12 protein-coding genes are annotated in these 11,844 nt (G+C 44.3%); 5 read left to right on the plus strand and 7 right to left on the minus strand.

The features are described 5' to 3' along the window. Positions 1-2 precede the first annotated feature (2 nt). The 4 genes from aroD (at position 3) to PBV53_RS03565 (ending at position 3,208) form a co-directional block, all read left to right on the plus strand. Positions 3-704 carry a type I 3-dehydroquinate dehydratase gene (gene aroD / locus PBV53_RS03550; protein ID WP_270095808.1) on the plus strand — a complete coding sequence of 234 codons (702 nt, stop codon included), beginning with the start codon at positions 3-5 and terminating at the stop codon, positions 702-704. Next, positions 701-1,510, plus strand: a complete 810-nt coding sequence (locus PBV53_RS03555; protein WP_270095809.1) for a shikimate dehydrogenase — start codon at positions 701-703, stop codon at positions 1,508-1,510. The genes aroD and PBV53_RS03555 overlap by 4 nt, the downstream gene beginning before the upstream one ends. Continuing rightward, positions 1,507-2,820 (plus strand): prephenate dehydrogenase, encoded by a 1,314-nt coding sequence (locus PBV53_RS03560; protein ID WP_270095810.1) that lies wholly within the window; start codon positions 1,507-1,509, stop codon positions 2,818-2,820. Before PBV53_RS03555 ends, PBV53_RS03560 begins: the two co-directional genes overlap by 4 nt. Before the next feature lie 70 nt (positions 2,821-2,890). Next, the gene (locus PBV53_RS03565; protein WP_172362413.1) at positions 2,891-3,208 is read left to right on the plus strand and encodes a hypothetical protein; all 318 of its coding nucleotides are present in this window, start codon (positions 2,891-2,893) and stop codon (positions 3,206-3,208) included. Between the two features lie 103 nt (positions 3,209-3,311). Here PBV53_RS03565 and tpiA read toward each other — a convergent pair whose 3' ends face one another. Next, the gene (gene tpiA / locus PBV53_RS03570; RefSeq protein ID WP_270095811.1) at positions 3,312-3,977 is read right to left on the minus strand and encodes a triose-phosphate isomerase; all 666 of its coding nucleotides are present in this window, start codon (positions 3,975-3,977) and stop codon (positions 3,312-3,314) included. Between the two features lie 43 nt (positions 3,978-4,020). Continuing rightward, positions 4,021-5,211 (minus strand): bifunctional 5,6,7,8-tetrahydromethanopterin hydro-lyase/3-hexulose-6-phosphate synthase, encoded by a 1,191-nt coding sequence (locus PBV53_RS03575; protein WP_270095812.1) that lies wholly within the window; start codon positions 5,209-5,211, stop codon positions 4,021-4,023. 175 nt (positions 5,212-5,386) lie between these two features. Between PBV53_RS03575 and PBV53_RS03580 the strand changes: the two genes are divergently transcribed. Next, complete coding sequence (locus PBV53_RS03580) at positions 5,387-6,139, plus strand: hypothetical protein (RefSeq protein ID WP_270095813.1); 753 nt, start codon at positions 5,387-5,389, stop codon at positions 6,137-6,139. An 80-nt stretch (positions 6,140-6,219) separates the two neighbouring features. Here PBV53_RS03580 and PBV53_RS03585 read toward each other — a convergent pair whose 3' ends face one another. The 5 genes from PBV53_RS03585 to PBV53_RS03605 form a co-directional block, all read right to left on the minus strand. Then, a complete protein-coding gene (locus PBV53_RS03585; RefSeq protein ID WP_270095814.1) occupies positions 6,220-7,554 on the minus strand; it encodes an RNA-guided endonuclease InsQ/TnpB family protein in 1,335 nt (444 codons plus the stop codon). A gap of 173 nt (positions 7,555-7,727) precedes the next feature. After that, the gene (locus PBV53_RS03590; protein ID WP_270095815.1) at positions 7,728-8,477 is read right to left on the minus strand and encodes a ParA family protein; all 750 of its coding nucleotides are present in this window, start codon (positions 8,475-8,477) and stop codon (positions 7,728-7,730) included. Between the two features lie 162 nt (positions 8,478-8,639). Continuing rightward, positions 8,640-8,987, minus strand: coding sequence for a helix-turn-helix domain-containing protein (locus tag PBV53_RS03595; protein ID WP_270095816.1), 348 nt, complete (start codon positions 8,985-8,987; stop codon positions 8,640-8,642). Positions 8,988-9,140: 153 nt separating this feature from the next. Next, on the minus strand, positions 9,141-10,787 hold the full coding sequence (locus tag PBV53_RS03600) for a tRNA uridine(34) 5-carboxymethylaminomethyl modification radical SAM/GNAT enzyme Elp3 (protein WP_270095817.1): 1,647 nt from the start codon (positions 10,785-10,787) through the stop codon (positions 9,141-9,143). A gap of 14 nt (positions 10,788-10,801) precedes the next feature. Then, positions 10,802-11,827 (minus strand): AAA family ATPase, encoded by a 1,026-nt coding sequence (locus tag PBV53_RS03605; protein ID WP_270095818.1) that lies wholly within the window; start codon positions 11,825-11,827, stop codon positions 10,802-10,804. Positions 11,828-11,844 lie beyond the last annotated feature (17 nt).

Below are 11,844 nucleotides of genomic sequence, written 5' to 3' on the forward strand. Positions count from 1 at the left end.
GAATGCTGAAAATAGGGAAGTTCGATCTGGAAGAAAGGGCAGCTATCGTCGCTGCCATCAGCAACGAACCTTTACAACAGTCCGGGACCGCAGCCGAACATGGTGCAGACATCCTTGAGATAAGGTTCGACCTGCTTGGGATAACTACCCCCAAAGAGGCTGCAGACCTGTTGAGAACGGTCAAAGATAAGACCAGCCTCCCGTGTATTGCAACCAATAGGTTACAAACCCAGGGCGGAAATTGGGAAGGCACGGAAGAGAGCAGAATTGCCCTATTGGAAGATATCATGCATCTTACAGATGCCGTGGATATCGAGCTTGAAACAGATGACCAGCTCAGGGACAGGATAGTCAAAAAAGCAAAAGAGGAAAAGAAGACCGTCATAATCTCCTCGCACGATTTTGAAAGGACGCCTGACAAAGCCACACTGAAGAGCATCCTTGACCACTCCCACAACGCAGGTGCCGATATTGCAAAGCTTGCAGTGATGCCTGAGAGCATGCAGGATGTACTGGACCTGCTGGAAGTGACACTGGAAGTAGACGATGTCTGCACGATATCCATGGGACAGATGGGAAAACACACTCGCATCATTGCCCCCCTATATGGCTCAAAGCTTACCTATGCAAGCGTATCCGATGCAGTGGCACCAGGGCAATTGAAAGTGGAAGACCTGAAAAAAGCAATGGAGATGGTGGAATGAAGAAGGTATTTGCAGTCCTTGGGGATCCCATAGAACATTCACTATCACCCATCATGCACAATTCAGCATTCGAAGCCCTGGACATGGACTGCACCTACCATGCATTCAGAGTTGAGAAGAACGACCTTGAACACGCACTGCAGGGTGCAAAGGCCATGGGATTCGGAGGATTGAACCTCACAGTACCCCTCAAAGAGACCGCCCTCAAATTCGTTGATGCAGATCCCCTTGCCGCAAAGATAGGTGCCATAAACACCATTGACTTCAAGGACGGTATCAAAGGTTACAACACTGACGGAATTGGTGCAAAACGAACGATCGAGGATGAAGGTGTCGAGATCAAGGACAAAAATGTCCTGATCCTCGGAGCAGGCGGTGCTGCAAGAGCCATCGCATTCACATTTGCAGAAGCAGGAGCAAGAGTTAACATTGCCAACCGAACCCCTGAACGTGCCATTCAGCTCGCTGCAGAGATGGGGGATGCAAAGGGATACGGCCTTGATATAGTTGACAAGGGCCTTGATGAGATTGATATTCTTATCAATACCACCACCGTAGGACTGGGTAATTCCAATGGAACCCTTGTGGGCGCGGAGCAGATGCATTCAGACCTTGCAGTTTTTGATATCGTTTACAATCCGCTTATGACGAAACTTTTGCAGGAAGCTGAGACCGCAGGTGCGAGACCCATCACAGGCATTATGATGCTCGTATATCAGGGAGCTGAAGCTTTCCGTATCTGGACTGGAAGAGAACCCCCCATAGAGATCATGAAGAGAACTGTCATGGAGGCATTGGACATATGAAAATGCTCATCATCGGCGGCACAGGAGAGATGGGGAAGTGGTTCACGAAGTTCTTTACCGATCACGGTTACGAAGTTGTGGTCTGGGGCAGCAGCGGAAAGACCGAGATAGCAAAACAAATGGGAGTTGAATTTGCATCAGACCTTGACGATGCAATAAGAACCTCGGATGTAGTGATCATCACCGTACCAATAGACATTACTGCAGATGTGATCAGGGAGACCGCTCCGAAAATGAAAGCGGGAAGCTTGCTGATGGACCTGACCTCCATAAAGGCCGAACCTGTAAGGGCAATGAGAGAAACAGCACCCGAAGGCGTTGAGATCCTCGGCACACACCCCATGTTCGGACCATCCATTCCGACATTACAGGGACAGATAGTGATAATGAGCCCTACGAAAGGGCGATCTGAGAAATGGTTCCCCATAATGCGAAACCTCTTCGAGGAAAATGGTGCGCATATAGAGATCATCAAGCCTGAAGAACACGATAAGTTCGTCTCTGTTGTTCAGGGTCTGACCCATTTTGCATACATAACAATAGGGAACACGTTCAAAAGCCTTGATTTTGATGTTAGCATGTCACGGCGTTTCATGAGCCCTGTCTATGAGATAATGGTCGATTTCGTTGGCAGGATACTTGGACAGAATCCTTACCTGTACGCCCACATACAGATGCAGAACGAACAGGTGCTAAAGGTCCATGAGACATTCATAAGTGAATGTAACATCCTCTCTGAGATAGTCAGGGAACAGGACATTGAAGCATTCTGCAACAAGATGACAGAGGCTGCTGCTCATTTTAAGGACACACCATCCGCACTTCACCGATCGGACAAGCTCATCAATGCGAAAATATCCGAATTCGAGGAGATGATCGCATCTGTGGGAGTCGAAAGAGGCCTTTACCATAACTACTCTGGCGTCACACATGTGGGGACGATCAAGAAAGTGACACCAAGAGCAGTGATAATCTCCAAGGGCGGAAAGGATATCTACCTGAAGACAGAGAATGTCAGGTTGTACACCGAGAAGGAACTTAAGGATTGGAAAGTGGAAAATCTCCCCCATCCGAAAAGGGATATTTCGGTATTGATACCTGCAGGAGCTGATGCATCAGTATTTGAGAAGGTCATCGATAATGATGAAAGGATAGCCTCGACCGAGGTAATTGATACCTATTCAGGCCTTTCCGATAACAGACTAAGTGTTACGTTCCGTATTACCATACTTGAAGAGAGCAACGCAACAAAGATGCAGGTCGATGTTGAAAAACTCCTCTGCGGACTTGGTTGCGAGATACGCGGATGAACCTCTCTTATATATGCTATGAGGACAGAACAAATAGCCACATAAATAGAACAATACCTACGGTGATTTTTTGAAAACTAATAACAAAGGGCTTAAAGCTGCCAATGTGCTTCCCGGAGGCATCGAGAAGTATCTCCGATTCTACAAGATGGGATTGTTCTTCATTTCCGTCTTTGGGATATACCTGGGAATACAGGGACTTTATCTTATCATTGTAGAAAATAACTACATTCCAGGATTTTGCCTGTTCGGTGCAGCACTGCTGATATCACCACCGCCTATAGGGATATCCAATATGGTTGCCCGCAATCTCCATATGGAACTCACAATGGGAATAAAAGTGGGATTCTCCACACTATTGTTGGCAATCGCAGTGTATTTCCTGTGAACTACTCCACGCTTACGCAAGGAGACTTCCCACCTGGTGAGTTAAAATAAAGTAAATATGATCAAATAGTATATTGATGCCTTACGGCATCACAAATTCTTTTTCAGATAAGACTGACAAGATCTTCAAGCGCAGCTTTTGGATCTTTGGCCTTTACGATGCCTGATGCGAGAAGCACACCAACTGAACCAAGTTCTATTGCAGCTTTAAGGTCCTCTCCTTTGGAGATACCTGCACCACAAAGCACCTTCACTGCTGTATCGATCCTCTCAACTGCTGCCACAGAACCTGTTACAACCTCTGGGTCTGCCTTTGAAACAGGAATTCCAGAGCCTATAAGTTCTGGAGGCTCAACTGCAACATAGTCAGGACCTAATGCCGCTGCTGCTGCTGTTGTTGCAATATTGTTAGTACAGATTATCGTGCGAAGACCTTCGCCTTTTGCTGCTGTCACAGAAGCTTCGATGTCAGCAAGTTTCAGTCTGCACTCCGAGTGATTGATGAGCGTACCCACAGCTCCGGCATCCTTTATGCATTTTGCAAAAGCATGTCCGGTAAAACTGCCTGCTCCGACACCATCGAGATGCTGGGAATATACAGGAACATCTACCTGGGATGCAACCCTGTAAATATCACAGAACTGAGGTGCGATAGCGATCTCGATCCCGCTTTCTTCACCAACCTCTTTACAGGCACGAGCTATCCTTACGGCACCTTCTCCGGTACCTTCGAGATATGTCTTTAGGTTCAATACTATCAAAGGTTTCAAACTACCACCCCTAAAAAAAAAGAACGTGCGAAAGATCGCACGCTTAGAAATCGGTCATTATTCTGAACTGGTCGATCTCAGGCTTGTTCAAGCCTTCAATGAACTGGTCAGCTGCCTGCCTGACATCCTTTGAATTGGTGATAGCCCTGCCAACGACAAGGATATCAGCACCTGCCCCAAGTGCATCAGAGATAGTGTCAACACGTACACCACCAGCGACTGCTACAAGGACCTTGGAAGAACGCTTCACTGCAAGTGCCTTGATACCTTCGATACTGCCCCATGCGTGAGCAGTGCCCTCGATGTCAATTGCACGGTGTAGTTCAACTATATCAGGAAGTACGTCCAATTGTTCAAGGACAGCTACCGGATCAGGAGTGTTCAATGTGTCCATGACAGCATAGATACCGGTCTTGTGTGCCTCTTCAATGACCTTATTGAGGGTTGCGATAGGTGCAAGAGCGGATACTACAATAGCATCAGCGGTTGCATCAGCTACCATACGTGCCTCAAGGTTACCTGTGTCGAGGGTCTTAAGATCTGCAACGATGAACGCGTCAGGTCTGACCTCACGTATTTTGGAAATGACATCCACACCATAGCGTTTGATAAGAGGTGTACCTGCTTCCAGTATCAAGTGGTCGCTCTTTGGGAGCTGCTTGATGATATTTAGGATAACAGGAAGGTTTGGATTGTCAAGTGCAACCTGCAAGTATGGAGCATCCCAAAGTTTGGAGATCTTGAATCCCATGACAGCGTGTGCAGCTCTGTCCTTCTCATGAAGAACTGTGTCAATGTCAGGGAAACCGTCAAGTGCGCGTTTCAGTGCCAATTTTGTAGCTCCGTAGTTGTACCTGTAGATACGGTTATAGTCCACTGCCTGCGGATGAATGAAAACGCTTGCAATGATGACAAGGTCTTCTGCTTTTTCCTTAGGGATCAGTCCTTCTTCCACTGCATCAGCAACTGCCTTTGAAACAGCAGCCTGTGCAGGACCGAATATCTGTGAAGCCTGGTCCATTCCCTTAACGGTCACTTTTGGAACGATAAGAGTGGATGGCTTTGTAGGTAAGTTCGGGCGGATGACAGAAAGAACTGGAGTGTGACCTGCTGAAAGCTGGGTCATTCCCGTTGCAAATGCCTGCCCTACCGGCCCCTCCTTATCCCCGATCATAAGATCAACGTGTGCGAGCTCTGGTGCCTCGCCGATTAGTGCTTCTCCGATCAACATCATAGTTATCAATGCGCTAAATTGCTATGACTATATATATTAGTTCTGATGGAAAATTTGCAGTAAGGCATAAAATATAAAAAAGGCATTCCTAATTCATTATATATATTTGTAGAACAAATGGAATAATGTGATAATAGATATATATAACAACCTTATTAAAAAAAGGAAACTTACATTGATGTACCTATTATCCGCAATAGTAGCCACATATTTCGCAAGTTGGCTACCTGATTTTGAGAACCTCATCGGCATAGAAGGTGCCAGAATAAGTTCAGTGGTATCATTTGGTGCACTGAACGGATTTCTCCTGGGCCCATTCTGGGGTGCCATCGCATCTTTTGCCGGCATAATGGGACATGTGATCATAAGAGATCAAAGCCCGGATATGTTCCATCTCCTCACACCGTTCTTCGTAGCAATGGCTTCCGTTGTGACAGGACTGTGCATTTCAAAAAGAGAGAAAGCTGCAATGGTATTGTTCAGCATACTTATCCTTGGGTGGTACATTACCCCAATAGGAAGGGAATTATTCTACTGGCCATGGTTCCACATTTTAGTTCTTGGCGGCTTTATCCTATTTCACCATAAATATCGTAACAGGACAGGAAATGTATACACATTCGCATTTCTCCTATTTACGACCCTAATTGCCATCCTTGCAGACCACCTTGCAGGTAGCATAACAGCGGCAATTCTCTTTGACATTCCCCCACAGATGTTCGCATCCGTGGTGACCATCTATCCAATTGAAAGGATAACACTTGCATTTGCTGCTGCTGCGATCGTATATCTTTTAATTATTGCACTCCAGAGCACACTAATGGAATCAGAGACATTTCAGGACAAGGTCGAACATAAAAAAAGGGATGAGCTATTCAGTTACGTTGATGATGTAAAAGATCTCATCGATAAAGAGAACAGCAAATGATCTCATGTGAACTACTCCCCCCTAATCACCGTCCCGAAGGCACGTTGATTTGAGGAAGGAGCTTCCTGCGAGTATTTACGTCATTTCGAGATTAATCCGTTAGGAATTATCCCGATCAGTAAACCTGTTTGTCGCAGATTATCAATTATTTGTTGATAGCTCGTCCACAGAGCATTATGTTTGAAGTACCTCAATATGATGTTTACTGAACTATTGCAATCCCTGTTAAGAACATTGCCACAGACTTCACACTCGTAAGTCCTATCGTTAAGTGACATGTCTTTTAAGGATCCACATACACAGCACATCTTTGAAGTATATGATTCATCAATTCTTATTATTCTCTTACCTGCTTGTTCAGCTTTGTAGGTCAAGAATTGAGCAAATCGTCCCATATGTCCTGAGTTATGGGTACCTCGGTGTACACTTTTATTGTACTTTTTATCATCAGGTTTACTTGATGCCATACCTTTGACATCCAGTTTACCTACGATGATCACTTTAGCATCGTTATTTTCAATGATACGTTTGGTAATCTTATGTTGGTTATCTTTCAATTGATCAGATGATTTACGTTTCATCTTTTTCAAATTACCGTGTAACAAGTTCCATTTCCTGCTGTTCTTCAGGCAATGGTCCCGTCTTGATTGGACCTGCTGAACTTTAGGTTCCCAGTATTTATCGGGTCGTCGGTTAATAAGTTCAGTGAAATTACCGTCCGTATCAACCATGGTCTGTTTGGATACACCAATATCAATAGCAAGATATGTATCATTGTTGTTGAACTGGATCGATGGTACACCGTATGTAATTGAAATGTAAAACTTGTTGTCTTTCTGATAAACATTGACCTGGTCGATTGTCACAGCATGCTTGAATATTCTCTTGTCTAATAATTCAACAGGAAGTTCGAATTTCAATGGTATTTTGGATGGATGTTTATGTGAAAGATCAATATACAGTTGATCGTGTTCAGTATACGTTGATATTGGTTGTTTGATCCTGGTATCCATTGATTTTCGTACAACAACATGACCGTTTGAATCGGATATTTCAAATCCCGATTGATTGTAGAGCATTGTCGTGAAATAATGCTTACCTTTGAACCCAGGTGATCTTGCTTTCTTATCACCGTTCTTCTTTAAGTTGAAGAACGATCTATAATCGTTATCAAGACACTTCAATGTACCCTGTAAGACTTTTGAATATACCCATGTGTATTCAGGATAAGTTTGTTTAGTCTTGGGTAGATCGTTCTGTTGTTTAATGTAACTGATTTTGGATTTGTTCTTATATACTTCACGTCGTTCAGTTAACCCGAAATTATATATCAATCTACACTTTTCAGAAAGGCTCCATAGAACAGTCTCCTGTTCTAAAGTAGGATGGATCTGAATCGGTAGGGTTAACTGCATATAATAATATCTCCAGATTTTATAAATGTTACAAAACTATTAAAATGCTGGCATCAGATGCTGTTTTCATATAGTTAGAATCGCTTTCATCCCCTACCTAGCAGCCTTCGGCTGCTTGAGGAGGGGGGCTTCCCGCTCAAACGTTAAAATAGAGAAACCATATTTGTTGATGATCAGGAAGTTATCTTGTCAAGAGATTCCATGATATCGTAAATTTTCTTTGAGAACATATGGCCCGGTTCCGTAAGTACCAGGACCTCATTATCACCCCGGACAGCAACATCACACATACAGGAGATAGATGCCAGAACCGGAAGATCGAACTTTTTACCTGAAATATCAGTAGGATTGTCACTATGACACATATTCTCAATAATATAACAATCCTTATCCAGAGGCATATAGACACCTCCAATGACCTGCTCCATCAACCTCTGCCTGGAAGCCCCCGGCCTGCCCACCGAGATAACATGGTCTGCAACTGCAATTGCATTGACGGAAGTAAAATCCACACCAGCGCCAGTATCCAGAATAACAACATCTATACCTGCATTCGAAAGGTCCTTCTTAGCAGCCATCAAGAGTTTCAATGCTTTTGACTGCCATTTTCGATCCTTGCTTGAAACCTCACGTACAGCAAGAATATCAGGATTAGAATAGCCAACATAGAACGCGCCCTTGGTACCCATTTCCTTGCTGACATCCTTGACCACATCCATGACACCGTATCGCCCTTCAAAGATATCATTGACCCAGTGTTTACCTTCAGGAAGCAGATAATTGAATGAACTAGGCGCCTTTAGATCAACATCCAGAAGGCATACGCTCTTTCCAACAGATGCATATGCAGATGCAAGATTAATTGCAAACGAGGTTTTACCGGAACCGCCTTTATAAGAATGTATCGCAATTGTCACTGCCATATCCATATCCCTTCAATATTGTAGAGTTGCAATTAGATAAATGATTAAACTTGTATATAAAATAATTCAAAATTACAATTGATTAGTAATAAAGTTTACTTTACTTAAAATGATATAAATGACATCATATTTCAACTCAATAATCAGATTGCTGAGCTCGTTTCACTTACCCAGCCCTTCCCCAATACTAAAATATACTTTCCTACCATTCCTGTTCTTTGCAACATGGCCCATTCGTACCAATTGGTTCAGATAATTGCTTTCAACAGCTCTCTCTTTATTGGTTCTCTCTGCAAGCTCGTCTGCCGTAGCCGAACCCAGCTCAAAAAGGGCTGTTGCAGTCGTACGTAAATGGTCTGGCAAAGTGAGCAATGTCATAACATCCAGAACATCTAAAATACCATCATCCGATTCTTTATCAACTGACCCCTGTATAAGGATACGGTCCAGTTTGCCACTGATCTCACGAAGGAGCCTGATCATTTCTTCAGTTGATGAATTATCGGTCATATGATCCCGCCAACATTATTATTGGATACTACAGATATAATTAAGGAACAATTATACCAATTACGACATTCTTTAATATAAATGTATTGAAGGCTTACAGTAATACAACAGATTGAAAAAAAAACAAAATGAATGAAAGATATTAGCAACCCTTCATATCATTTTAGACATATACACACCATCGCGATAATAACCAAACTTGCGATAATACTGCCTTACACCAATGCCACTGATAATAGAGATCTTTGAGTAACCTGCATCCTTTGCCAGAAGTTCTGCATTTTCCAACAGTTCGGCACCATAGCCTTTATGCTGCCAGTCCATGCCCTCAGCACCTTTGCCCACCGGGACCATAGAACCATACACATGAAGCTCCCTTACCAGTGCAGCATCCTGCAATTCTTCCCTGTGAGGCGTATTCGGGAACCGAAGACGTAAGAAACCTATCAGAATATCAGTACTTACATCCTCGAACGAAAGGAAATGTTCCTTTCCGCCACAGGAATCATAGGTATCGATGGTAAGCTCTATACTATCAACATCAGGTTCATTCCCTTTGAGGAAATTATGACCGACTTCCCTGCAACGGATACACTTACACTTAACACCCCTTGACTCAAGACGTTCCTTCGCAAGCTGTCTTATATTACTTTTCTTCACACCTGCGAATATCTGCGGGGACGGGATATCCCTCTGTATACGCTGCATACGGACCCACTTCGGCATAATTGCCTTGATATCCGCCAGAAGTTCGATAGCCTCCTCGTCACCGAGAGCCTCATATTCCCCTCTCGACCACATATCATAAAGCTCAGTACCTTCCGTCACCAGTGTAGGATATATCTTAAGATAATCCGGCATGAAATTACTATCAGAGAACAGCTTCTTGAATCCCCGAAGGTCCCTTGCAGAGTCCATTCCCGGAAGATGAGGCATCATATGGAAACCTACCTTCAGTGCACTATCCCGCAGCACCCGGTTCGAATCCACCGAGTCCTGAACACTATGCCCCCTCCGCATCCTCTCAAGCACGAAATCATATACACTTTGCACACCGATCTCGACCTTGGTAGCACCCAGCTTAAGCATCCGGTCCACATGATCGGCATTAGTCCAATCCGGTCTTGTCTCAAAGGTTATACCGGTATTACGGACCATGGCGGTCTCGTTCGCCTTCTGGACATCTTCGACCGTCACATAAGGAATGGAATCCCCGATAACTTTTACATCTTCACGCCACTGTGTACCGGAAAAATCGTTCATGGCCTCAAGGCATCTCTTAGTGTACCATTCCTGGTAATCGATAGCACGTGAAGAGAACGTACCACCCATGACAATAAGCTCTGCCTTGCCCACATCATGACCTATATGCTTTAACTGAGAAAGACGGCCAGAGACAATGCGATAAGGATCGTACTCATATTGCATCGCCCTCATTGTGGCAGGTTCCCTGCCCATATAGCTTTGAGGGGAATTGAAAGAGGACTTCGGGCCCCCCGGGCAAGGTATACAGACCCCATGAGGACATTCACATGGAGATGTCATTGCCGCTATGACCGCCACTCCCGAGATCGTCCGAACAGGCTTTCGGCGAAGAAGATCACGAACAAGCTTCTGCTCTTCATCCGTCCCTACCCTGATAATATCAGGATGTTTAGGAAGAGTGGACAGCTTGTACTCTTTGCTGATAACCTTCTTCGCTTTGGTCAATTGCTTCTCATCAGAGATATCCCCGTCAAGCACCATGTCCAGCAACTTTCGGCATGCAACCCTGAAATTATCATTAACTTCCGATGTCATATTCAAAACCAGATTTAATAAAGTTCCAGGACCAACTTCTCCAGATGGATCCGTGGATTCGCACTGTCGATGACCATGGCATCTGTATCAGCTAGACTGCAGATGGCCCTTGCGATCTCACTTTCGCCCCTACCAGAATCCACTACCACAGAATGTAACTGTTGCAACACCTCGCCCCCTGTAAAACCTTCTTCGATAAGAAGCGTATCTATCAGTTTTCGTGCATTCAGTATATCATGCTCAATAGCAGCATTATGAAGCTCGGTCACATTTTTGGACACATCGACTAACGCTTCCTCATAAAGAATATCCCCTGTGATGGTTTTCCCAGGATGGTTCATGACCGCGAACTGAAGTGTAAGAAGGGCTTTGGAAATATCACCCCCTGCATAATAAAGCAGAGCATCGTAACCATCATCCGATATAGAGATGCCTTCCTTCTCTGCCACCGAGATCACAAATGCCCGGAGTGCATCGTCCGGCACATAAGTAAAGAACAGTTCCAGCCCCCTGGAACGCAAAGGAGCTATCAGTTTTGAAGGTTGCGTGGTAGATAATATGAACCTGCAGGTCCTGGTATATTTTTCCATCATGCGCCTTAAAGCGTGTTGGGCACTCGTTTCCAGAGATTCAACATTGTCGATGAAGATTATCTTATAATCTGCATCTAATGAACCCATGCCTGCAAATTCATTTATGACTTCCTTGAATATGGAAATAACACTGGAATATATCTTTTTGGGGTCATCGGTACCTATAATGTGAACAAAACGCTTATCCCTCACAAGATAGCGTTTCCCCTGATCAAAGAAATCAGAACCATTGAAGTAAGTGAAATTGTTCTCATAGTATTCCCCATAGAGCTCGTATGCCAAAGCGAACGCTGTGGAAGACTTACCGGAATTCACCGGCCCATGAAAAACAAGATGGGGAAGGTTGCCCGAATCCACAAGACGAACGAGAGAATTTACAGATTCACCGTTCCCCACAATATCCTCAAGCTTCTGAGGCCGGTATTTTACAGTCCATAGATCCTTCATTGAACAACCTCCAAACA

The sequence above is a fragment of the Methanococcoides alaskense genome (assembly GCF_027594145.1).
Classification (GTDB): domain Archaea; phylum Halobacteriota; class Methanosarcinia; order Methanosarcinales; family Methanosarcinaceae; genus Methanococcoides; species Methanococcoides alaskense.